Below are 22,690 nucleotides of genomic sequence, written 5' to 3'. Positions count from 1 at the left end.
ACTTGTTCATCGCATCAGCCGTGAAGTGCCCAAAATTTGACGCCTTCAATCGGATAAACGGAGCCAGTGACGAAACTACGAAAATTCAGGTCACTGGTCCAAAATGGTCACATTCAGTCTCAAATTCAGTGTCACTCTTCAGCGGCGCCGAATTTCAAAAAAATGTAGTTTCAATTTGAGAAATACTACGCATCCAGAGAATAAAATCAACTCTGGCAGCGGAACTCGTCAAACTCATATCAAAAGCCAAATGCTTGGATCCCCCGGCAGCCTCCCCCACAGACGAGCCGGGGTTCAGCCGCCACAGAGCCCCCATTCCGCCCCCACGCCTCAGGGCCAGGCAGACAGAGACGGGCCTTGAGGCTCTATTCACGGGGTAAACTGGATTGGGAATTACAGGCCTGCAACGGCCTCCCGGATCTTGGCGGCGTGGTATTCAATGACTTCACGCTCCGCCATTTTTCCGGGCGGGCGCAGCTTGTCCCCCTCGTGGCGTGGCAGGATGTGGAAATGCAAATGAAAGACCTCTTGTCCGCCGGCCGCCTCATTGAACTGCTGCAAAGTGACCCCATCCGCCGAGAAGGCCTTGAGCACTGCATTGCTCAGCTTCTGCACCGTTTGCATCACCGCCGCCAGCTGTTCCGGGCTGGCATCCAGCACATTGCGGCAGGGGGTTTTGGGAATGACCAACAGATGGCCATCGGCGCGGGGCATGATATCCATAAAGGCCAGGGTCTGCTCATCTTCGTACACGCGCGCTGCCGGAATTTCTCCGCGCAGGAGCTTGGCAAAGATGTTTTCGGGATCATAGGCAGTCATTTTGCTGGCCTCCTTGGTTGCACAGATCGGTGTGGCACTGATTTACCAAGGGTTTTGCGGCTCATCTCAGCCATGGTCAAGCCTTTGAACTGAGCCAGATCAAGACGACAGGCCCGTCGCTGTGCCCACCTCACCCGCCGGGAAACCCAACCAGATCAGCTCAAACCCCGCATGAAATGGGAAAAACGCCGGAAAAAACAAGTGCCCGCGACAATTAATCTTGATCCAGATCAAACTCCGCCATTGAAGGCCACCACACGGCACACTAAAACCGCATGTGAGTCTATGGCCATCTGGAGTACTCCTGTGGCCGAAAGTTATGCAACAGGAGGCACCTAATGGCAGACGCAGCCATTCATGGTCACGGCCACGAAGACGAGCGCGGATTTTTCACCCGCTGGTTCATGAGCACGAACCATAAAGATATCGGCATTCTCTACCTCATCGTTTCGGCGCTTGTAGGTTTCATCTCCGTCGCGTTCACCGTTTACATGCGGCTTGAGCTGATGGATCCAGGCGTTCAGTACATGTGCGCGGAAGGCGCCCGCTTTGTTGCGGATGCTTCCAGCGAATGTACCCCCAATGGGCACCTGTGGAACGTGTTGATCACCGCCCACGGCATCTTGATGATGTTCTTCGTGGTGATCCCGGCGCTGTTCGGCGGCTTTGGCAACTACTTCATGCCACTGCAGATCGGCGCGCCTGACATGGCCTTCCCGCGGATGAACAACCTCAGCTTCTGGCTCTATGTAGCTGGTACCTCGCTGGCGGTTGCTTCGGTTCTGTCTCCCGGCGGTAACGACCAGCTTGGCTCTGGTGTGGGCTGGGTTCTCTACCCACCGCTCTCGGTCAATGAGGGCGGCTACTCGATGGATCTGGCGATCTTTGCCGTTCACGTCTCGGGCGCCTCGTCGATCCTCGGCGCGATCAACATGATCACCACCTTCCTGAACATGCGTGCCCCTGGCATGACCCTGTTCAAGGTGCCGCTGTTCAGCTGGTCTATCTTTGTGACCTCCTGGCTGATCCTGTTGTCCCTGCCTGTTCTGGCCGGCGCCATCACCATGTTGCTGATGGACCGCAACTTTGGCTTCACCTTCTTTGATCCTGCCGGTGGCGGCGATCCAATTCTGTATCAGCACATCCTGTGGTTCTTTGGTCACCCCGAAGTCTACATCGTGATCCTGCCTGGTTTTGGTATCATCTCCCACGTGATCGCCACTTTCGCGCGCAAGCCCGTCTTTGGCTACCTGCCCATGGTCTGGGCGATCATCGCCATTGGTGTCTTGGGCTTCGTCGTTTGGGCGCACCACATGTACACTGTTGGCATGTCGCTGAACCAACAGGCCTACTTCATGCTGGCAACCATGGTCATCGCGGTTCCCACCGGCGTTAAGGTCTTCTCCTGGATTGCCACCATGTGGGGCGGCTCCATCGAGTTCAAAGCGCCAATGATGTTTGCATTCGGCTTCCTCTTCCTGTTCACCGTTGGTGGTGTCACAGGGGTGGTTCTGTCCCAGGCCTCCATCGACCGCGCCTATCATGACACCTACTACGTGGTTGCACACTTCCACTATGTTATGTCCCTCGGCGCCGTATTTGCGATCTTCTCGGGTATCTACTTCTACTTCGGCAAGATGACCGGCCGTCAGTACAACGAGCTGGGCGCACAGATTCACTTCTGGATGTTTTTCATCGGCGCCAACCTGACCTTCTTCCCCCAGCACTTCCTGGGTCGTCAGGGCATGCCACGTCGTTACATCGACTATCCCGAAGGCTTTGCCTACTGGAACAAGATCTCGTCCTATGGCGCCTTCCTGTCCTTCGCATCCTTCATTCTGTTCTTTGGGGTGATGATCTACTCGCTGCTGCGCGGCGCGAAGATCACCCAGAACAACTACTGGAATGAATATGCCGACACCCTCGAATGGACCCTGCCCTGCCCACCCCCAGAGCACACCTTCGAGATCCTGCCCAAGCAGGAAGACTGGGACAAACCCCACGCGCACTAAGGTGACGTGACAGATCTAAAGAAGGGCCCCCCGAGCAGCTGCTTTGGGGCCCTTTTCTTTTGCCGCTCACCACGCGCAATTGCCCGCTTGAAAACCTGCCTGCAACATACATAAATACCCAAACCATCTGTTCAGCCCCCCACTGCCAAAGACTCTTCATGCCCTATTCCTGGATCACCCATCCCCCAGCAGCATCCGAGGCTGAGGCCGCTTGTGAGATGCACCTTTGGCCGCATCAATCCCTGCCCCCCAAGGGCTACGCGCGGTTTATAGGGGGCACAGCCCTGCTGATCGCCCTGCCGCTGCTGTCTTTTGCGGGATCGGTGGTGTTCTGGGGGCTACTGCCGTTTCTGCTGCTGGCGCTCTTTGGCCTGAAATACGCGCTGGACCGCAACCGCCGCGATGCGCAGGTGATCGAGGTTCTGACCCTAGACGTCACAGAGGCCCGGCTGGAGCGGCGCAATGCAAATGGCACGCAGCAGAGCTGGCAGTGCAACCGCTACTGGGTGACGGTCGAGCTCCACCCCATGGATGGCCCGGTGACCAACTACGTCACTCTGCGTGGGGGCGGCCGAGAGGTCGAGATCGGTGCCTTCCTTTCTGAGGATGAGCGCAAGGCACTGTATGATGAGCTGGCGCGCGTATTCTAACCCGCGACGAATGGCGGCTTTTGCCCCCTATCACAAAGCCACCGCGTCCGAACCGAGGGGGGGAAGCAAAGCGCCCGCCCCGTGGGGGCGGTTCGGGCGCTGCCACGGGGCGGGCGCTTTGGCAATTTATGCAACACTTAACTGTTTCGGTCATTGAATGTCAGCTGAGCGGACGAAGCTGCCGTTGGCTAGACCTAAAAGACCTTCAGTCAACTGACCACATTCCAGTTACTCTCATCGCGTTGGGACCGGACGCGAAAACGAGTTCAAAACTCACCTGACCGTCCTCATCATTCTCAATGACTAACATGCTTTGTTCTGTCCCATCTTTCGGACAAATATCTTCCAACATCTTTCTTGCTTGCGCTTCAAAGGGGCTAACATCGTCTAGATTAATTGAAATATCGCCCATCAGGTCCTCGTTGTGGTGAGGGCAACCATGGATGTACCAAAGAAAAATGGCCCATTGTTGTAGGTGTTGTTCAAAATGGGATTTCAGATCACCGTCGACCGGTGATGTCTTGCCTTTCCTTTTAAGATATTCGGCGCGCCAAGTCATTCCACCTTGATACCAGTTCCGATCCGCAATCTGAGCAAGCCTGTCCAGCTCGCGTTCAAAACCTCTCAGTCGTTGGTGGATGCGTTGTTCAGCGTTTGACATGGTGTCCAGCAATAGTCAGATTCTGTGTACGATGATCTGGCACGATAACAAACTCAATGCCTAAGATCGCCTCACAGCGGTCGGTCACCAAAAAAAGGCATCCGGCCAGCGGATCCCTTTCTACATCTCATTTCTGCTTACGTCGCCGGCCTCAGCAGCCGCCGTCCTTACACAACTCGTCCTTGACCATCGGGCCGACCTTGCCAAAATCCATCTGGCCGGTGAATTTTGCCTTCAGGGCACCCATTACCTTGCCCATGTCGCGAATCGAGGCTGCACCGCTTTCAGTCACTGCGGCCTTTACCGCAGCGCGGACCTCATCTGCGTCGAGTTGCTTGGGCAGGAACTCTTCGATAATCGCAATTTCTTCCAATTCGCGTTCGGCCAGATCCAGGCGGCTGGCCTCTTCATATGCGCGGGCACTTTCATTGCGCTGCTTGGTCATTTTGCCAAGAATCGCCAGCACTTCGCTATCGCCGATGGTGACTTCTCCATCCCCACCGCGCGCGGCGATTTCCTTATCCTTGATTGCGGCGTTGATCAGGCGCAGCGTACTAATCCGCTGGGCTGCCTTGTCTTTCATCGCCTGTTTCAGAGCCTGGTTGACCTGAGTTCGCGTATCCATCGTTCTTATCCATCCAGAGGAAACCGGAATTGGCACCTCTATCCAATCGCCCTGCGCATTTCAAGCACCAGGCCATTTGGGGCGACGCGAGGGCAGGTAACTGCTCAGCCACAGGGCAATTTGTCTCGCACTTCTTGTTCCTTCGCCCTGTCAGCGAGGCTTGACCCCATGCCCGCCCGGCCCTAAAAGCCGGTGAATTTCACCCGCAGGAGACTCTCTGTCATGGCCGATACAGCACCGTCCAAGCCAACCGCATGTCTGGCGCTCGCCGATGGCACCGTCTTTTATGGAGCCGGGTTTGGCGCCACTGGCCAATGCGTAGCCGAGCTGTGTTTCAACACCGCGATGACCGGCTACCAGGAAATCATGACTGACCCCTCCTATGCCGGGCAGGTCGTGACCTTCACCTTTCCCCATATCGGCAATACCGGCGTCACCCCCGAGGATGACGAAACCGCAGATCCGGTTGCCGCTGGCATGGTTGTGAAATGGGATCCGACACAGTCGTCCAACTGGCGCGCCACCGAAGAGCTGGGCGCCTGGCTCACCCGCACTGGCCGTATCGCCATTGGCGGCATTGATACCCGCCGCCTGACCCGCGCCATCCGCCAGCTGGGTGCGCCGCATGTGGCCCTGGCCCACGACCCCGAAGGCAACTTCGACGTTGAGGCCCTGGTCGCCGAGGCCCGCGCCTGGGCCGGACTGGAAGGCATGGATCTGGCCAGAGAGGTCACCTGCGCCCAGAGCTACCGCTGGGATGAGATGCGTTGGGCCTGGCCCGAAGGCTATTCTCGCCAGGAAAACCCTGCGCATAAGGTCGTTGCCATCGACTATGGCGCCAAGCGCAACATTCTGCGTTGCCTGGCCTCGGCCGGTTGCGATGTCACCGTCCTGCCCGCCACAGCCACTGCCGAAGAAGTCCTGGCCCATGGTCCAGACGGCGTGTTTCTCTCCAATGGCCCTGGTGACCCGGCGGCCACTGGCGAATATGCCGTGCCGATGATCAAGAGCATTCTGGACGACACCAACCTGCCGGTCTTTGGCATTTGCCTCGGCCATCAGATGCTGGCCCTGGCGCTGGGTGGCAAGACCATCAAGATGAACCACGGCCACCACGGCGCCAACCATCCGGTCAAGGAAAACGCCACCGGCAAGGTCGAGATCACCTCGATGAACCACGGCTTTGCGGTGGATTCCCAAAGCCTGCCCGACGGCGTGGAAGAGACCCATGTCTCGCTGTTTGATGGCTCCAACTGCGGTATTCGCATGACGGGTCGCCCGGTCTACTCGGTACAGCACCACCCCGAAGCAAGCCCCGGGCCGCAGGACAGTTTCTATCTGTTCGAACGCTTTGCAGAAGCCATGGCGGAACGTAAAGCTTCGTAAAGCGCCGATTAATAGCTGGTTAAAACCGCTGCACAAATATTGTGGTTAACACACTGTTAAGCCACCCTCTTCAGCCTCAGATGCGCACTGCATCTGGGGTTTTGTTTTGAGTGATCGTATGCGCGGTTTACAGTCTCGCGGCTTTAAACGTCTTCGCCGTCCTGTCTGGGCTTCACAGCCGGGGGCGATGAGTTCGTCGTCTGACAGCAAAAAGGAGATCAAGCCGGACAGCGCCCGGCAGGTCTATCTTCGCTCGCAACACGCCCGGCCTGTGGACCTGTCCCGCCCTCTGAGACGCCCCCCCACTGGGCAACAGGTCATAGCTCCCTCCCCTATTGTGGATGGTAAGGTCGAGCAGGCAAATCAGGTAGCCCCCTCAAAACCTGCCGCCACTGACGCTGCGGTCACCGGGATCTTTCGTGCCGAGGCACTTGCCCTACGCACTGTGGATCTCAGCAAGCACAGGCCCAGCGCCCCCTTGTTGAACCGGATGCCTGCTAGTTTTTGGCTGCGCCACCGCGCGATTCCCTGGGTGCAGCTTGGGGATACCATCGCCATTGCCTTTGCTTCTGCGACTGAGGCGGAAAAGCAAAAACAGGACCTGACCGAGTGTTTTGGCCCCTTCATCCCTGTCCTGGCCCCGGCCGCGCAGATCACACCACTGCTGCAGGCACATTTCAAAACCGCCATGGCCCGACGGGCAAGCAACAGTATCGCCCCCGAACTCAGCAGCAGAACCCTATTTCGACACTCCAAACGGTTGAAACAACTGCTCCCCGTCAGCACGTTTGTCTGCCTCGCCGTACTCTTCCCGCTAGAGATATTCTCCCTTTGTTGCGGCGCCGCACTCTTGTTCCTCTTGCTGTTCACCGGGCTCAAGCTCTGCGGCTTGCTGGCCTATCTGCTCTTCAAACGCCCCCTCAACTCAGCGCCAGACGATCAGCCATCCTCAGAACCGTTACCAATTATTTCAGTCTTGGTGCCGCTCTACAAAGAGGCCGCGATCAGCTCTGCACTGCTCAAACGACTCGCGCGCCTCACCTATCCGCAGGACCGGGTGGAGGTCCTTTTGGTATTGGAGGAGGGCGACAGGCTCACACAAAAAACCATCTCAGAGGCAACATTGCCACCCTGGATCTCTGCCATTGAGGTCCCCGCCTGGGGGGAGCTGCGCACCAAGCCGCGTGCGATGAACTATGCGCTAAATTTCTGCCAAGGAGATATCATTGGCGTTTGGGACGCCGAAGACGCGCCGCAACCGGACCAGCTGCAAAAAGTAGCTGCTGCCTTTGCCGCTGCTGCACCCGAAACCGCCTGTTTTCAGGGGGTTTTGGACTATTACAACCCGCGCGCCAATTGGATTTCCCGCTGTTTCACCCTCGAATACGCCAGCTGGTTTCGCGTGGTATTACAGGGCATTGCCCGGCTTGATCTGGTTGTGCCTTTGGGGGGAACCACCATGTTTGTGCGGCGCTCGGTACTGGACGATCTGGGCGGGTGGGACGCCCATAATGTCACCGAAGACGCTGACCTTGGTGTGCGCCTTTATCGGGCAGGATACCGTACCAAGATGCTGCCCACAGCCACCTATGAAGAAGCCAGCTGTCACTTTCGCGCCTGGATACGTCAGCGTTCACGCTGGCTCAAAGGTTTTATGGCCACGTATCTGGTCCATATGCGGCGTCCCGTACACCTGGCCCGGGCGCTTGGCTGGCATGGCTTTCTGGGCTTTCAGGCATTCTTTCTTGGCACCATTGGTCAGTTTCTGCTGGCCCCTTTTCTGTGGACCTACTGGCTGATTTTTCTAGGCGTGCCACATCCCAGCGCAGCACTTTTGCCGGAGTACCTGCTGTTCTTCGGTGTCTCATCGCTGCTGTTCTTCGAAGCCCTCGGCATGGGTATTGCCCTCTGTGGCGCCTTTGCCTCGGGGCGCCGCAGGCTGGCGTTCTGGGCTCCAATACTGCCGTTCTACTACCTGATGGGGCCGATTGCGGTCTATAAAGCGCTGTATGAGTTGCTCTATGATCCGTTCTTCTGGGACAAGACAAGTCACGGCATGCATCCCCCGGATAGCAATGCGCAGGAACATCTTGCCTCGGAGTCTGACCCTCAGCAGACCGTGCTTTAGCTTATAGTCTCAGGCAAGCTTGTTTTATTGTCACGAAGTGGCAGGGTGAGATACACCTAGTGCCCCTTACCACGCTCTCCGGCGTCCTGTTTCAGCCGCGTCATGAAGGCCACCGAAATATGGTCCTTCAACGCCTGACCTGCGGCCTCTTCATCGCGGGACTCAATCGCCGCGACAATCTTTTTGTGCTCTGCCTGGGCAATCTCCCCCCGCCCCTCTGCCGCCAGAGAGGTGGTTGCCATCAGCGCCATCGAGCGATGCACAAGATTGAGCTGCTGCACCAGATAGCGGTTATGCGAGGCCAGATGGATTTGTTCGTGAAAGCGGCGGTTGGCCTTGGCCAGATCCGTGGGGCTGTCCACCAGTGCATCATCTTCCTGCACCATATCCTTCAGTACCCGCACCTCTTCTTCGGTGGCGTGACGCGCGGCCAGACTGGCGGCCAGGCCCTCCAGCTCGCGGCGCACCATGTAGAGCTCTGCCATCTGGTTGTGATCCAGCGAGGCCACAATCAAGGAACGCCCGTCCCGCTCCAGCAAGGATTGGGTTTCCAACCGCTGCAAAGCCTCGCGGATTGGCGTGCGCGACACCCCCAGACGCTCCGCCAAGTCGCTTTCCACCAGGCGATCACCCGGTTTGTAGACGCCCACATCGATGGCCTCCAGAATGAGGGAATAGGCGTCTTTCTGGCTGTTGCGGCTCTGGTTCATCTGCTTTCCCATCTGAATGGTAGGTTTGTATTCCTACAGCTCAGGCCTGCGCAATCAAGCCTTTGCCAGACCTTAGAGCAAGAAAACGGCACCGAAGCCAAAGCAATTTGATCCTTTTGGCGCCATACCCCCATTGCAAATGCCCCCCAGCCTGCCTACTGCCTCCCTATGGTCAAAAAATCTTTCTCTCATGTGCGTCACTGGGTCTTTGATCTGGACAATACGCTCTATCACCCTTCGGCCCGGCTGTTTGATCAGATCGAGGTCAAAATGACCAACTATGTGATGCGTGAGCTGGGGGTTGATCAGGCAGAGGCAGATCACCTGCGCCACTGCTATTGGCGTGACCATGGCACCACCCTAGCCGGGCTGATGCGAGAGCATGATCTGGATCCCCTGCCCTATCTTGAGGCGGTGCATGATATCTCGATGGACCATCTGCCAAAGGACCCGGATCTGGCGGCCTGTATCCAGGCCCTGCCAGGACAGCGCATCGTCTATACCAATGGCAGCGCCCCCTATGCCAAGCGAGTGCTTGCTGCGCGTGGACTGTCAGGCCTGTTTGATGGGATTTACGGCGTCGAACATTCCGAATTCCGACCTAAGCCCGAACGTGCCGCCTTTGACATGGTGTTCGACAAAGCAGGCGTCCAAACCGAAACCGCCGCCATGTTCGAGGATGACCCTCGCAACCTGACCGCGCCCCATGCCATGGGAATGCGCACTGTGCATGTCGCGCCGCAGGCGCTTGAGCACGGTACAGACAGCAGCCACATTCATCATCACACCGATGATCTGGCCGGGTTTCTCGCCAAGATACTCTAGGCATAGCCCCTCGCGATCCCGCGGACACTCTGCCGCAGGCATCGAGTTGTTTTTGCTGGAGAACAGGCCTCAAAAACTCATCTTTACGGCCCTATATATCGCCCGACCAAAACCAAATTAGGATCGCGCGCATGGCTCTTGCCTATACTCTCCCCGACCGCCTGCCCCTGTGGCAACGCTTTCTCTTTGCTATTCCCCTACTGGGGCGGATTTCCAAAGAGGTCGCTTACGGCGAGGCCGAGAATTTCTACTATGCTCTGGCCATTCTGATCTGCCTCTGGGGCAGTTCTATCCTGTTGTTTGGCATTCCCGGCCTCTATCTGCCCGCCGTGGCAATGGTGCCGGTGATGTTTATCCTGCTGATCGCCATTTCGCGCGGCTGACGGCCAGGTTTGGCTCATGCCCCCAGGACGGGGCGACATGCCGCTTGTCATTGCCCCGCTGCCGGGCCTATCTGAGAGGGATAGACGAGAGGCAGGGCAATGGCTGAGACATGTGATATTCTGGTTTCCGGTGGCGGCGTCGCCGGGCTTACTGCAGCAGCAACATTTGGCGCTGCCGGGTTCAAGGTGATCTGTGTCGATCCGACCCCTCCGGTAACAACTCGCGATGCCGAAGGCTCCGATCTGCGCACCACCGCCTTTTTGCAACCCGCCCAAGAACTGTTGCAGCGCTTTGGGATCTGGGACCGGCTGGCGGATCACGCCGCGCCCCTGCAGATCATGCGTATTGTCGATGCGGGCGGCGCCGAGCCTGAGCCCCGCGTGATAAAAGATTTCAACGCCGCCGATATCTCCGAGAAACCCTTTGGCTGGAACCTGCCCAACTGGCTGCTGCGACGCGAAATCCTGACCCGGATCAAAGCCCTGCCTAATGTGGAGTTTCGCGCCGGGACCGGCACCAAATCGCTGTTCACCCGCACCAATGAAGCCCGTGTAACGCTGAGCGATGGCACGCGGATCCATGCCAAACTGGTTGTCGCCTGTGATGGCCGGGACTCGCCCATGCGCGCGGCTGCAGGCATTGAGGTAAAAACCACTCGCTATGGGCAAAAGGCCCTGGCCTTTGCCGTCACCCACCCGGTGCCGCACGACAATGTCTCCACCGAGGTTCATCGCTCTGGCGGGCCTTTCACCCTGGTGCCGCTGCCGGATTATCAGGGCAAGCCCTCCTCTGCGGTGGTTTGGATGGAACGGGGCCCACGGGCTGACGCCTTGCAAAAGATGGAGCCCACTGCCTTCGAGGCTGAAATGACCCGGCGCAGCTGTGGCCTGTTTGGCGATCTCACCCTGGCCTCGCGCCGCAGTATCTGGCCGATCATCAGCCAATCTGCCGAACGCCTGGATGGTCAACGTCTGGCGCTAATGGCAGAGGCCGCCCATGTGGTGCCGCCAATTGGCGCCCAGGGATTGAATATGTCACTGGGTGATCTGCGGGTGCTGTTGGAGCTGGCCGAGGCTCGCCCTGAGGGCCTGGGGGATGCGCAGATGCTCAGCGCCTATCACAAAGCTCGCCACAATGAGATCATGTTGCGGGTGAAGGGCATTGATCTGCTCAACCGCAGTTCGATGTTGGAGGCACGTCCGCTGCGAGATCTGCGCGCCTTTGGTTTGAATGCCCTTTATTCGATGGCACCAGTACGCCGCACCCTTATGCAGATGGGGCTTGGGGTGAAGTAAGTGACTAACTGGCTTTCCCAAGGGGAAAGCCAGGGCCTCCGGCAGGAAGTGAGATCCGTACTGGATTTTCCTGGGAAACCGTCTGGGAGACGGTTTCAGGATTGAACGGGCGGAGCCCCTGAGATGAATGCGTTAGAGCACTTGATCCAAAGCCTTGGACAAACGCTCTAAGGTGGCATCAACGTCATAGAGTTTGTCGAGACCAAACAGCCCCAAGCGGAAGGTGCAAAAGCCTGCGGGCTCATCGCATTGCAGCGGCACACCCGCCGCAATCTGCATACCCAGCGCAGCGAATTTCTTGCCATTCTGGATTTCAGGGTCTGTTGTATAGCTGACCACCACACCGGGGGCGCCAAACCCATCTGCAGCAACCGAGGTCACCCCCCTGCTGCGCAGCATCTCCCGCACGGCATCGCCCAGTGCCCATTGTGCCTCACGCAGCTTTTCAAAGCCATATTCCTTGGTCTCGAGCATGGTATCGCGAAAGGCGCGCAGCGCATCGGTCGGCATGGTAGCGTGATAGGCGTGAGCACCGTCCTCATAGGCCTGCATGATGGCACGCCATTGTTTGAGGTTCAGCGCAAAACTGTCGGAGGTGGTCTCCTCCAGCCGCGCCAATGCCTGAGGTGAGAACATCACCAGACCGGCGGAGGGAGAGGCGCTCCAGCCCTTTTGCGGTGCCGAAATCAGCACATCAACGCCGCTGGCCTGCATATCCACCCAAGCGCAACCCGAAGCGATGCAATCCAGCACCATCAGCGCACCTACCTCATGCGCAGCAGCCGCCATGGCTGCAATGTAGTTATCAGGCAGGATCACCCCGGCGGCGGTTTCCACATGGGGCGCAAAGACGATACCAGGCTTTTGCGTGCGAATGGTCGCCGTGACCTCTTCAATCGGAGCCGGGGCAAAGGGCGACTGGCTTTCGTTGCCGCTTTGACGGGCCTTCATCACGGTGGTCGAAGCGGTCAGCCCGCCGGTTTCAATGATCTGGCTCCAACGGTAGGAGAACCAACCATTGCGCACCACCAGAACGTCCTGATCCTTGGCAAACTGACGCGCCACGGCCTCCATCGCATAGGTGCCGCCACCCGGAACCAAGGCCACGGCTTCGGCCTGGTAGACCTCCTTCAGCATGGCATTGATGTCGAGCATCACGCCCTGAAATGTCTTTGACATGTGGTTTAGCGACCGGTCTGTGAAAACCACCGAGAATTCATCCATCCCCTGCGGGTCTACGGTCTCCAGAAGTGCCATTTCAATCTCCGATCATGGTACAGGGCGCCCCAGCGCCAGAGGCCGGGTTTTCCCTTATGAGATACCCAATCCCCTCCTTGGAGAAAACCTAGGCTGAAGCAAAAGCTGTTTCAAATTCTGCAGGGCAAAGCTAACCCAAGGGCCCCGGGCGGCGCTCTTCGCTCAGCAGAACATTGGCGTCGACAGATCCAACCCCGGGCAAAAGCATAATCCGGCGGCGCAACACCCGTTCAAAATCGGCAATGTCGCGCGCTGTGACCCGCAGGCGGTAGTCATATAGGCCCAGCACATGCTCCACCGTCTGGACTTCGGGGATGGCGCAAACCGCGCGTTCAAAATCCTCCAGGCTGACGCGCCCCTTGGTGCCCAGTTTGACGCCCAAAAAGACGGTCACCCCAAAGCCGAGCTTTTCGCGGTCGAGATCCAGGCGGCGCCCCTGCAGAATGCCAAGATCCTGCAGCCGTTTGATCCGCCGCCAAGTGGCGGGCTGGCTGAGGCCCATCTCTCGCCCCAGTGCCCCTGCGGATTGATTTGCGTCACGCGACAGGGCCTTTAGCAGGCCAAAATCAATCTTATCCAGATCGCTCATAGCGGTAGGCTTTCGTTGCTTTTGATCCGGGCCACATGCATTAGGGCCTCGATATCGGCGATATGTGGCAGGGTCAGAATGGCGCTGCGATAGATCTGCTGATAGTGCCCCATGTCACGGGCAATCACCGAGAGGCGCACATCCACCTGGCCGAGGAAGGTCTGGATCTCCAGCACCTCAGGGATCTCACGCGCCTGGGTGATGAATTCGTCAAAAGCGCGCGGATTGGTCTTGTCCAGCGTGACCCGCAGCGAGACTTCGACGCTATAGCCAAGGGCGCGCCAATCGATCATCGCCCGGCTGCCCAGTAAGATGCCCGCCTCGCGCAGCTTTTCCAGCCGCCGCGACAGACGCGATGGTGTTAGGCCGAGGCGTTCCGCCAGATCCGGAATCGATTGTTCCGGGTCGCTTTGCATGTGGCGCAATATGCGCCGATCCAGATCATCAAGCATGATTACATCATAAATGATAGAAATAACGAATGACTACTGTAAAATTTCAGAAAGAAATGGAAAATACAGCGGTGCATATCCTGCTCCGCGCCCTATGATGCCTGCAAACGACAACCCGAGAGGATCTCTGATATGCGCGTATACTATGACCGCGATTGCGACGTTAACCTGATCAAAGACAAAAAAGTGGCCATCCTGGGCTACGGCAGCCAGGGTCATGCCCATGCGCTGAACCTGCGTGATTCCGGTGCAAAGAACCTCGTGGTTGCGCTGCGTGAAGGCTCTGCCTCCGCTAAAAAAGCCGAAGGCGAAGGCCTGAAGGTTATGGGTATCGCCGAAGCCGCTGCCTGGTGTGACGTGATCATGTTCACCATGCCCGACGAGCTGCAGGCAGAGACCTACAAGAAATACGTCCACGACAACATCAAGCCCGGCGCGGCCATCGCATTCGCCCATGGCCTGAACGTTCACTTTGGCCTCATTGAGCCCAAAGAAGGCATCGACGTCATCATGATGGCGCCCAAAGGCCCAGGCCACACCGTGCGCGGCGAATACACCAAAGGCGGCGGCGTGCCCTGCCTGGTTGCTGTCAACACCGACGCCACCGGCAAAGCGCTGGAAATCGGTCTGTCCTATTGCTCCGCCATCGGTGGCGGCCGCTCCGGCATCATCGAGACCAACTTCCGCGAAGAATGCGAAACCGATCTGTTCGGCGAGCAGGCGGTTCTGTGTGGCGGTATCGTTGAGCTGATCCGTTGCGGCTTTGAAACTCTGGTTGAAGCTGGCTACGCGCCAGAGATGGCCTATTTCGAGTGCCTGCACGAAACCAAGCTGATCGTTGACCTGATCTATGAAGGCGGCATCGCCAACATGGACTACTCGATCTCCAACACTGCAGAATACGGCCAGTATGTCACCGGCCCACGCATCCTGCCATACGAGCAGACCAAGAAAGCGATGAAAGAGAGCCTGCAGGACATCCAGTCCGGTAAGTTCGTGCGTGACTTCATGCTGGAAAACGCCGTTGGTCAGCCCACCATCAAAGCTTCGCGTCGTGCCAATGACGAGCACCAGATCGAAGTAGTTGGTCAGAAACTGCGCGACATGATGCCCTGGATCTCTGCTGGTAAAATGGTCGACAAAGCCAAGAACTAAGGCGCCCGCGGCCTTCAAGCCGCTGTCTTGATCTACAAGGGGCGCTCCAAGCAATTGGGGCGCCTTATTCGTTTCACTTCATACCATTCCCGTTCCGCCCGGCCCAAGCGCCGGTCCGCGCCTGCCCCTCCCCTTCGGAAGGCGCCGCCCAATGGCTCGCGCCCCCAAACTATAACAGAGACGGAGAGAACAAGATGACCAGCTCCCCCGGTGCAACCAACTGGATCAAACTGATCATTCTCGGATTGATCTGGGGATCCTCCTTTATGGCCGTCACTGTGGCGCTGGAAGGTCTGGGGCCAGTCAGCATTGCGGCGGTGCGGATCACATTGGGAGCCGTCTCTTTGCTCATCATCACCGCACTGATGCGGATTGAGCTGCCCTCTATCAGCACCCGACATGGCCGCACTGTCTGGCTTTGTGCGCTGGGGATGGGGTTCTTTACCAATGCGCTGCCGTTTTCTCTGCTCAGCTGGGGGCAGACCTATGTGGCCAGTGGCTTTGCCGGAGTCTGCATGGCCGTGGTGCCGCTGTTTGTCCTGCCACTGGCACATTTTCTGGTGCCCGGAGAGCGCATGACCCTGCGCCGTGCCCTGGGTTTCACCATTGGTTTTGGTGGCGTCTTGACCCTGATCGGGTTCAAAGCCTTTGCCTCGGCCGGCAGCGACTTTGAATCCCTGGCACGGTTGGCCTGCTTGGCGGCGGCGCTGTGCTACGCCATTGGCTCGATCATTACCCGGCTTTGCCCCAGCGTGAACCTGCTCTCGCTCTCTGCCGCAGCTCTCAGCTGTGGTGCAGTGATGATTGTCCCAACAGCCCTGTGGCAAGAAGGCCTGCCAAACCTGCCAGAGGGGCGATCCTTGCTTGCGGTGTTCTATCTTGGGCTGGTACCGACCGCGCTGGCACAGGTACTGCTGGTGCAGGTGGCGCGCAGTGCCGGCCCCAGCTTTCTGTCGACCGTGAATTACCAAGTCCCCGTCTGGTCGGTGTTTTTTGGCGCTCTGCTGCTCAATGAGACCCTGCCACCACAGCTCTTTGCGGCACTGATCCTGATCCTTGGCGGGTTGCTGCTCAGCCGCGCGCCGGCTCATCGCCAACGCCCTTAGCCCCATAAACACTTCGGCCTTGCCCAGCCTAGCCCGAAGCAATTGCGATTGACCTCAACCGCGCAAGGCCCTCTTGTGCGGATCTGACCAACAGGGAAACTCAATGCCGGAGCGGATGGGAAAATACTGGCTGATGATCGCCACGCTTGGGTTTGTCTGGGGCGGGACGTTTCCGCTGATCAAAATAGCGCTTGAAGGGATCACGCCGTTCTGGCTCGCCGCTGGGCGCATTGGCTTTGCCGCCCTGTTGCTCGGCGCAATCTGGGGCTGGCGCGGGTTTACCCTGTTCAAAGGTGCGGCCAGCTGGCCCGCAGTGCTGATCATTGGCCTCTTCAGCACCGCCCTGCCCTTTATGCTGATCAACTGGGGACAGCAGCATGTTTCGGCTGGGTTCACCGGCCTCAGCATGGCGGCAATCCCGCTGATGGTCCTGCCCTTGGCGCATGTCTTTATCCCCGGAGAGCAGATGGTGCTGCGCCGGGTGTTTGGCTTTGTGATCGGATTTATCGGCGTTGCAATTCTGATCGGCGGCAAAGCCTTTGAGAGCAGCAGCTCCGAGCTGGAACTGCTGGGTCGCCTTGCTTGCCTCTCGGCAGCGGGCTGCTACGCGATGAGCTCGATCCTGACCCGGCGTCTGCCGCCGGTGGATCCCGTTGGCCTGGCTGCCGTGCTGCTGGTGATTGGCACTGCAATCATCCTGCCCGTTGCCTGGACCGTGGAAGGCCCGCCGGTGATTCCCGAGGGGCAAACCCTGGCAGTGATTGCACTGCTGGGGCTGATTCCAACGGCAGCGGCCAATTTGCTGCGGGTGATTGTTGTGCGCGAAGCCGGGCCAACCTTTATGACGCTCACCAATTATCAGGTGCCGGTCTGGGCCGTCTTGCTGGGGGCTGTCTTTCTGGGCGAAGCCCTGCCGGCCTCGATGTTATGGGCCATGGCACTGATCCTGAGCGGGTTGTGCATCAGCCAATGGGGCGCCCTGACCCGGCTATTTGGCAAAACCCAAAAGTGAAAAGGACAGATTAGCGAATGGCCTGCCAAAGGCGCAGAGCCTGAGCCGTCTCGGCAACATCGTGCACCCGGAGCATCTGCACCCCCTTGGCAACTCCGGCAAGGGCCACTGAAATCGAGCCTGGCGCACGCTTATCAGCCTGCGGCTCCTGCCCGATATCACCAATAAAGCGCTTGCGTGACACCCCCAGCAGGATTGGGCAACCCAGCCCGTGAAACAGGCTCAACCCCTTGAGAAGGGTGAGATTATGCGCCTGCGTTTTGCCAAATCCAATACCCGGATCGACCACAATCTGATCCCGCAGAAGACCCGTCGCCTCAAGCCGATCTACCTGCTGTTCCAGGTAGTCATAGACATCCAGCAGCACGTGATCATATCTGGGATCCTTCTGCATGGTTTCAGGGTCACCCTGCGAATGCATCACACAGACCGGAGCGCCCGCCTGTGCCGCCAGCGGCGCCAGGGCGGCATCAAAGGTAAAACCCGAGACATCATTGATCAGCTGTGCGCCCGCGTCCAAAGCCTCCATCGCCACTGAGGCTTTGCGGGTATCAATCGAGATCGGCACCTGGGATTGCGCACGAATGGCCGCAATCACCGGGGCAGTCCGGTCAATCTCTTCGTCCTCGGGCACAAAGGCCGCCCCCGGGCGAGTCGATTCCCCGCCGATATCCAGAATATCGGCCCCTTCGGCCACCATACGCTGGGCTGCCTCTACCCCGGCCTCGACTCCGGCATGACGACCGCCGTCAGAAAAACTATCCGGGGTCACATTCAAAATGCCCATGATCTTGGGGCGGGTCATGTCCAGCCCGGCAATGGCAGCGCGGCGAAAGGTCAGGCGGTGGCGAACCTCTGGGGGCACCAGCCCCACCGGCACGATCCGGGGCGGTGCCTCGCGGCTGAGCAGTTCAACTTCGGAAAACCAGAGCGACCCGCCTGCAAGTGGCAGCGCGCCTTCGGGTCTTGTCTCGCCATGCCGTACCAGAGGCCGGTAATACATCACAATTGTGCTTGCTCCACATTCACAACACGCAGCGGCACCTGCGGGCTGTCAGGAGACGCGGCGCCAATAACAATCATCTCGCCTGCCTCAAAGGTTGCCGCAAACCAGGCGGCCAATGCAACCGATTCAGACGGCGCCTCCGAGGGGCCATCCACGGCATCCAGAACAATCTTGGAGGGAGCCCAAACGCAGATCTGCCCATTTTTCATGGCCCAATCGAGTTCAGTTCGGGTTGCCACAACCACACAGCGGTCGTCCTTGGCGGCAAGACGCCAGGCATTTTGTTCGATAGAAAGCAGATCAATTCGACGCTGAGTCATCTTGTGACCGGTTTTGGGCACCTCCAGAGGATGCGCCCCAACGCAGAGAATCAGTGGCCGCTGGCGGCTTTCCATCTGATCGATCCAGGTCTTGAAATTTGCGCTCTCAATCGCCGCGTTCGACAGATACATCAGCCGCGGATGCGGCGGCTCATCCTCTTCGACGCAGTGGCTGACCTGATCTTTGGACCGGGCAATTTCCACCCCCAATGCGCCGGGACCACGATCAAGTTTTTCGATGCGCACAAAAACCCGAACGGCCTGGGGTTCCTGCAAAATACGTTCCGCAACACGTTCGGCCAGCGTTTCCAACAGGTTGAGCCGTTCAGCTGCGAGTTCAAATGCAATGGCTTCCGTCACTTTGTCATAGGACAGAATCCGGTCAACATCATCATCCAGGTCCGCAGGCAGAGGCGTCACCTCAACAACAACGTTGAAACTGATCCGCTGGGTATTGCCGCGTTCAGCCTGAAAAGCGCCGATCTCCACCTCGACCATGTGGTCCCGCAGGGAAATCCGGTCCAGGGGGCCGGGCTTGGCCGTCGCGGCGGCGCGTTCAGAGGGGTGTTCAAAGGCAAGGCGAACATCTGATGACATGGGAAAACGGGCCTTTGGCTGGCAAGAGATGGAAGGTCATTTGACGCGTAGACTGTATTCTACGTGGTTGCCCCCGCGATAACAGGCTCGCTTACGTCCGACTAGGCATCGAATGCGGCGCAAAATGGGCTATGCGGCGTCCTGAGCAGGTCTCTTGATACCGCTCAGACTGTCGCCAGCGCCCTGCCGGCACACCGGGAATACCGCGTTTATTCGGTAGAGGCGGTGCGATAGCGGTCATCGCGGTAAAACAGATGCACGCCGATACGGGTGGTTTTGGTAAAACTACGGCTCCAGCGCGGGCTGACAGCCGTGGTGTGGTAATAGGTCGCCCCCTGTGTCAGATCGGGGGCGGCACCGTCGATCACCATGCGGGCAATCTTGGCCCCATGCACATAGGCGTTTTTCTCGCGGATCACCTCTTCGTGGCCATCACAGGTATAGGTGAACTGGCACTGATAGCGCCGCCCGGTGCCCTGATTGATCACACCACAAAGCGTATTGGGAAACTGGGCCGACTTGACCCGGTTCATGATAACCTCAGCCACGGCGAACTGACCTTTGACGGTCTCTCCGCGCGCCTCGAAGTACAGAGCTTCAGCCAGACAGGCAAAGTTTGCATCACCAGTGGCCACCGGCTGTTCATCCAGCCAGGCCTTGGTAAAGGTGATCTCTGCTGGGGAGGTGGTCTTGGGGCGCACCTTGAAACCCAGAAACCCCGACAGGCGAGAGCCGGGAACAGAGTTCAGGGTCGATTGCTCACGCTTGAAAAGGGCGCTCAAACCCGTCTCGGCCTTGGCCATTTGTCCCGTCATTGTTGTTGCTACCGCGAGGGCAGCCAAGGTCAGGAATTTCATGTCAGGGATCCTCAATTTGTCCACTTGCGCACGGCCTCCCCAGTCCAATGCGATCGCTTCCTTTAAACACATTCCCGCAAAACGTCCAGTTCCAGGTCCGCCGAGCACAAAACGCCCCCAAAGGCACGATCACAGACCTGGCTGTGTCGTGGCTCGAAAAATCAAATTTTTCTTAATTTTATGTGTATGTTGGGGAGACCGTGCCTGTTTTCTCACCAATTGCCAGCTGCGCTGCTGCCAATCGCACCACTGGAACCCGGAAGGGGGAACAGGACACATAATCAAAACCAGCCTCACGACAAAAAGCTATCGATTCGGGGTTGCCGCCATGCTCGCCACAAATCGACAGGGTCACCTCGGAATTGGCACTGCGGCCCCGTTGCACCCCCAGCTTCAACAGCTCACCCACTCCGTCAACATCAAGCACATGGAAGGGGTCTTCGGGAAAGACCCCCTGCTGGACATAATTGGACATGAAGCGTCCCGCATCATCACGCGATAGCCCATAGGTCATCTGCGTCAGATCATTGGTCCCAAAGCTCAGGAACGAGGTATGCGGCGCAATCTCATCGGCGCGCAGGGCCGCTCTGGGTGTTTCCACCATGACCCCCAGACGGTAGTCAAAGCTCTCGCCCTGCTCGGAGGCAACAGCCGCCGCAACCGCATCGATCCGTGCCTTCACCAGTTCGACCTCGCGCTTGGCAGAGACCAGCGGGATCATCACCTCCGGCACCACCGCAGCGCCATCTCTGGAGGCCAAAAGTGTGGCTTCAAAAATTGCCCGCGCCTGCATGTCGTAGATCTCTGGAACAGTAACGCCCAAACGCACCCCGCGCAGGCCCAACATTGGGTTATACTCAGCCATTTCCTCGACCCGGCGGGTGACATCACTTACCGGAATGCCCAGAGCCTCGGACAGCTCGCGCTGGCCAGTTTTTGTTGTCGGCAGGAATTCATGCAGCGGCGGGTCGAACAGGCGAATGCAGACCGGCAGCCCCTCCATGATGCGAAACAGCTCCAGAAAATCTTCGCGCTGCATTGGCAGCAGCCGCGCCAGCACCGCAGCACGGCCACTGGAGGTTTCAGCAAAGATCATTTCCCGCATCACCGTCAGGCGGCCTGGGTCAAAAAACATATGCTCGGTCCGGCACAGTCCAATCCCCTGGGCATTGAAATTGCGCGCGGTCTGCGCATCCGCCGCGGTATCGGCATTGGCGCGAATACCAATGTCACGGGCCTCATCCGCCCAGGTCAGCAAAGCCTGAAAGGCATCATCCTGGGCTGCCTCCAGCATCTCCGGTTCCCCTGCCAGCACTTCGCCACTGCTGCCATCGATGGTGACGATATCACCGGAGCGAAAGACCCGCCCCTTGGCAGAGACCAGCTGTTTCTTGCGGGAATCGAACTTCATATCCGACGCGCCCACAATACAGGGCAGCCCAAGCCCGCGGCCAATCACTGCTGCGTGGCTGGTCATGCCGCCCTTTCCGGTCAGTACCGCCACCGAAGCGTGCATGCCCCGCACGTCTTCAGGCGAGGTCTCGCGGCGGACCAGAACACAGGGCTCACCGCGCGCCGCACTGGACTGAGCCTCGGCAGCGGTAAACACCAGCTGCCCGGTTGCGGCACCTGGACTGGCAGCAATGCCCGCACCAATGAGATCACGTTCAGCCGTTGGCGCCACCTGCCGGTGCAACAGCTCGTTCAACACATGGGCATCGACCCGCATCACCGCCTCATGCGGCGGGATGATACTATCCTGCGCCAGCGCCACGGCAATGCGCACCGCCGCACGGGAGGACCGCAGCACCCGCACCCCATCCAGAATATGCACCTGGCCATTCTGGATCACAAACTCCACCTGCATCTCTTCGCGCAGCCGCTCCCGCATCAGGGCGGCATCCGCCTTGATCGAGGCAAAGGCCTGCGGCGCCAGCTCCTCGAGCGAGGGGCCGCGCGAGTCCTTTTCCAAAAACAGCGCTTCAGTGCCCGCCCCCAGTGCCTCGCGGCCCTGGCTCTGGCTCAAATAGCGCCCCGTCAGCTGTGGCAGGCCGGTATCGGAATCCACCAGCTGCATCACGCCCGATCCGCATTCTCCCTGGCCCAACCCAGGGATCATCTCCTGCACCACCAGCCCCAGCCCGGCATCGGCCGGCGCGCCCTTGGCCTGCCGCAACAGCCGCGCCGAGGTGCCCTCCCAGGCCCGCGCCATTGATCTCAGCACCGCCGCCAATTGTTCGCCCGGATCCTGCGGAAAAACCTCGTCGGTCTCTGCCTCATAGGCCTGCAGGATCTCGCGCAACGCATCCGGCCCACCGTCTTCGACATCGTCAAAAACATCCGGGTCCAACCGCGCCACATGCACCGCATAGGATTGCACAAACCGCAGATAGAGCGAGGCCGCAGCCTCCTGCCCCAGAGCCTCGCTCAGGGACACATAGCGCGCATCATTCATGCCGATATTCAGTACCGCGCTGGGTCCACCCCAATCCGGCACCTCAGACGAGGGCCGAACACAGAGCAGCGCATCTTCAGAGAACTCTGCAAGAATGGCAGGAATGTCCGGCATTTCACCCGCTGCCACTTTCTGCACCGCAGAAAAAGACAGGGCCACCGTGCAGGGCACTGGCAGGTCCAGCCGTACCAGACGCTGCAGGCACTTGGCGCGTCCGCCATGTTTGGTGGCCTCAATCGGCGCGGTGGCGGTGATCAAAGTAGCAAGTGGGATCTCAGACATGGATTTTCTGCACTGCGGCACCTTTTAGTTGCCCGCAGCATAATCACGCCAGCCCCCTTCGCAAGGGTGAAGCCCCAAAGCCCTGCCGAATTTCCGCCGCGTCTTCC

At 58.8% G+C, this 22,690-nt stretch carries 21 protein-coding genes; 10 read left to right on the top strand and 11 right to left on the bottom strand.

Annotation, left to right across the window (positions count from 1 at the left end; all coding sequences use genetic code 11):
- Positions 1 to 393: 393 nt before the first annotated feature.
- Positions 394 to 819: an HIT family protein gene (locus ED661_RS05580; RefSeq protein ID WP_122072944.1), complete on the bottom strand. Its 426-nt coding sequence runs from the start codon at positions 817 to 819 to the stop codon at positions 394 to 396.
- Between the two features lie 338 nt (positions 820 to 1,157).
- Between ED661_RS05580 and ctaD the strand changes: the two genes are divergently transcribed.
- Positions 1,158 to 2,831, top strand: a complete 1,674-nt coding sequence (ctaD, locus tag ED661_RS05575; protein ID WP_122072943.1) for a cytochrome c oxidase subunit I — start codon at positions 1,158 to 1,160, stop codon at positions 2,829 to 2,831.
- 158 nt (positions 2,832 to 2,989) lie between these two features.
- The gene (locus tag ED661_RS05570) at positions 2,990 to 3,481 is read left to right on the top strand and encodes a DUF2244 domain-containing protein (RefSeq protein WP_122072942.1); all 492 of its coding nucleotides are present in this window, start codon (positions 2,990 to 2,992) and stop codon (positions 3,479 to 3,481) included.
- A 205-nt stretch (positions 3,482 to 3,686) separates the two neighbouring features.
- Here ED661_RS05570 and ED661_RS05565 read toward each other — a convergent pair whose 3' ends face one another.
- Both ED661_RS05565 and ED661_RS05560 read right to left on the bottom strand, forming a co-directional pair.
- Positions 3,687 to 4,142, bottom strand: a complete 456-nt coding sequence (locus ED661_RS05565; RefSeq protein ID WP_162930044.1) for a hypothetical protein — start codon at positions 4,140 to 4,142, stop codon at positions 3,687 to 3,689.
- Between the two features lie 151 nt (positions 4,143 to 4,293).
- Positions 4,294 to 4,767, bottom strand: a complete 474-nt coding sequence (locus ED661_RS05560; RefSeq protein ID WP_122072940.1) for a GatB/YqeY domain-containing protein — start codon at positions 4,765 to 4,767, stop codon at positions 4,294 to 4,296.
- A gap of 222 nt (positions 4,768 to 4,989) precedes the next feature.
- Here ED661_RS05560 and carA point away from each other — a divergent pair, with 222 nt between their 5' ends.
- On the top strand, positions 4,990 to 6,153 hold the full coding sequence (gene carA / locus ED661_RS05555; RefSeq protein WP_122072939.1) for a glutamine-hydrolyzing carbamoyl-phosphate synthase small subunit: 1,164 nt from the start codon (positions 4,990 to 4,992) through the stop codon (positions 6,151 to 6,153).
- A gap of 187 nt (positions 6,154 to 6,340) precedes the next feature.
- A complete protein-coding gene (locus ED661_RS05550) occupies positions 6,341 to 8,281 on the top strand; it encodes a glycosyltransferase (RefSeq protein WP_254054774.1) in 1,941 nt (646 codons plus the stop codon).
- Positions 8,282 to 8,337: 56 nt separating this feature from the next.
- On the opposite strand, the gene ED661_RS05545 is transcribed toward ED661_RS05550, so the two are convergent.
- The gene (locus ED661_RS05545; RefSeq protein WP_122072938.1) at positions 8,338 to 8,991 is read right to left on the bottom strand and encodes a GntR family transcriptional regulator; all 654 of its coding nucleotides are present in this window, start codon (positions 8,989 to 8,991) and stop codon (positions 8,338 to 8,340) included.
- A gap of 168 nt (positions 8,992 to 9,159) precedes the next feature.
- Between ED661_RS05545 and ED661_RS05540 the strand changes: the two genes are divergently transcribed.
- The 3 genes from ED661_RS05540 to ED661_RS05530 all read left to right on the top strand — a co-directional run bounded on the left by ED661_RS05540 (position 9,160) and on the right by ED661_RS05530 (position 11,495).
- The gene (locus ED661_RS05540) at positions 9,160 to 9,816 is read left to right on the top strand and encodes a pyrimidine 5'-nucleotidase (RefSeq protein WP_122072937.1); all 657 of its coding nucleotides are present in this window, start codon (positions 9,160 to 9,162) and stop codon (positions 9,814 to 9,816) included.
- 131 nt (positions 9,817 to 9,947) lie between these two features.
- Positions 9,948 to 10,199 (top strand): hypothetical protein, encoded by a 252-nt coding sequence (locus ED661_RS05535; RefSeq protein ID WP_122072936.1) that lies wholly within the window; start codon positions 9,948 to 9,950, stop codon positions 10,197 to 10,199.
- A 99-nt stretch (positions 10,200 to 10,298) separates the two neighbouring features.
- A complete protein-coding gene (locus ED661_RS05530; protein WP_122072935.1) occupies positions 10,299 to 11,495 on the top strand; it encodes a UbiH/UbiF family hydroxylase in 1,197 nt (398 codons plus the stop codon).
- A gap of 132 nt (positions 11,496 to 11,627) precedes the next feature.
- Here ED661_RS05530 and ED661_RS05525 read toward each other — a convergent pair whose 3' ends face one another.
- The 3 genes from ED661_RS05525 to ED661_RS05515 form a co-directional block, all read right to left on the bottom strand.
- Positions 11,628 to 12,752, bottom strand: coding sequence for an aminotransferase class V-fold PLP-dependent enzyme (locus ED661_RS05525; protein ID WP_122072934.1), 1,125 nt, complete (start codon positions 12,750 to 12,752; stop codon positions 11,628 to 11,630).
- A 130-nt stretch (positions 12,753 to 12,882) separates the two neighbouring features.
- Positions 12,883 to 13,341: an Lrp/AsnC family transcriptional regulator gene (locus ED661_RS05520; RefSeq protein WP_122072933.1), complete on the bottom strand. Its 459-nt coding sequence runs from the start codon at positions 13,339 to 13,341 to the stop codon at positions 12,883 to 12,885.
- The gene (locus ED661_RS05515) at positions 13,338 to 13,793 is read right to left on the bottom strand and encodes an Lrp/AsnC family transcriptional regulator (protein ID WP_122072932.1); all 456 of its coding nucleotides are present in this window, start codon (positions 13,791 to 13,793) and stop codon (positions 13,338 to 13,340) included. The genes ED661_RS05520 and ED661_RS05515 overlap by 4 nt, the downstream gene beginning before the upstream one ends.
- A gap of 132 nt (positions 13,794 to 13,925) precedes the next feature.
- On the opposite strand from ED661_RS05515, the gene ilvC reads away from it, so the two are divergent.
- The 3 genes from ilvC to ED661_RS05500 all read left to right on the top strand — a co-directional run bounded on the left by ilvC (position 13,926) and on the right by ED661_RS05500 (position 17,066).
- A complete protein-coding gene (gene ilvC / locus ED661_RS05510) occupies positions 13,926 to 14,948 on the top strand; it encodes a ketol-acid reductoisomerase (protein ID WP_009809277.1) in 1,023 nt (340 codons plus the stop codon).
- 194 nt (positions 14,949 to 15,142) lie between these two features.
- On the top strand, positions 15,143 to 16,054 hold the full coding sequence (locus ED661_RS05505; protein ID WP_122072931.1) for a DMT family transporter: 912 nt from the start codon (positions 15,143 to 15,145) through the stop codon (positions 16,052 to 16,054).
- 103 nt (positions 16,055 to 16,157) lie between these two features.
- Positions 16,158 to 17,066, top strand: coding sequence for a DMT family transporter (locus tag ED661_RS05500; RefSeq protein WP_122072930.1), 909 nt, complete (start codon positions 16,158 to 16,160; stop codon positions 17,064 to 17,066).
- Between the two features lie 10 nt (positions 17,067 to 17,076).
- Here ED661_RS05500 and folP read toward each other — a convergent pair whose 3' ends face one another.
- From folP to ED661_RS05480, 4 genes are all read right to left on the bottom strand, one after another.
- Entirely contained in the window at positions 17,077 to 18,072 is a 996-nt protein-coding gene (gene folP / locus ED661_RS05495; RefSeq protein WP_122072929.1) for a dihydropteroate synthase, read from the bottom strand.
- On the bottom strand, positions 18,069 to 18,989 hold the full coding sequence (locus tag ED661_RS05490; protein ID WP_122072928.1) for a dihydroneopterin aldolase: 921 nt from the start codon (positions 18,987 to 18,989) through the stop codon (positions 18,069 to 18,071). Before ED661_RS05490 ends, folP begins: the two co-directional genes overlap by 4 nt.
- A 209-nt stretch (positions 18,990 to 19,198) precedes the next feature.
- The gene (locus tag ED661_RS05485; protein WP_122072927.1) at positions 19,199 to 19,846 is read right to left on the bottom strand and encodes a cell wall hydrolase; all 648 of its coding nucleotides are present in this window, start codon (positions 19,844 to 19,846) and stop codon (positions 19,199 to 19,201) included.
- Between the two features lie 178 nt (positions 19,847 to 20,024).
- Positions 20,025 to 22,583, bottom strand: coding sequence for a putative PEP-binding protein (locus ED661_RS05480; RefSeq protein WP_122072926.1), 2,559 nt, complete (start codon positions 22,581 to 22,583; stop codon positions 20,025 to 20,027).
- Between the last annotated feature and the right edge of the window lie 107 nt (positions 22,584 to 22,690).

The sequence above is a fragment of the Pseudophaeobacter sp. EL27 genome (assembly GCF_900313025.1).
Lineage (GTDB): Bacteria > Pseudomonadota > Alphaproteobacteria > Rhodobacterales > Rhodobacteraceae > Pseudophaeobacter.
This window is presented reverse-complemented; position numbering and strand designations above follow the sequence as displayed.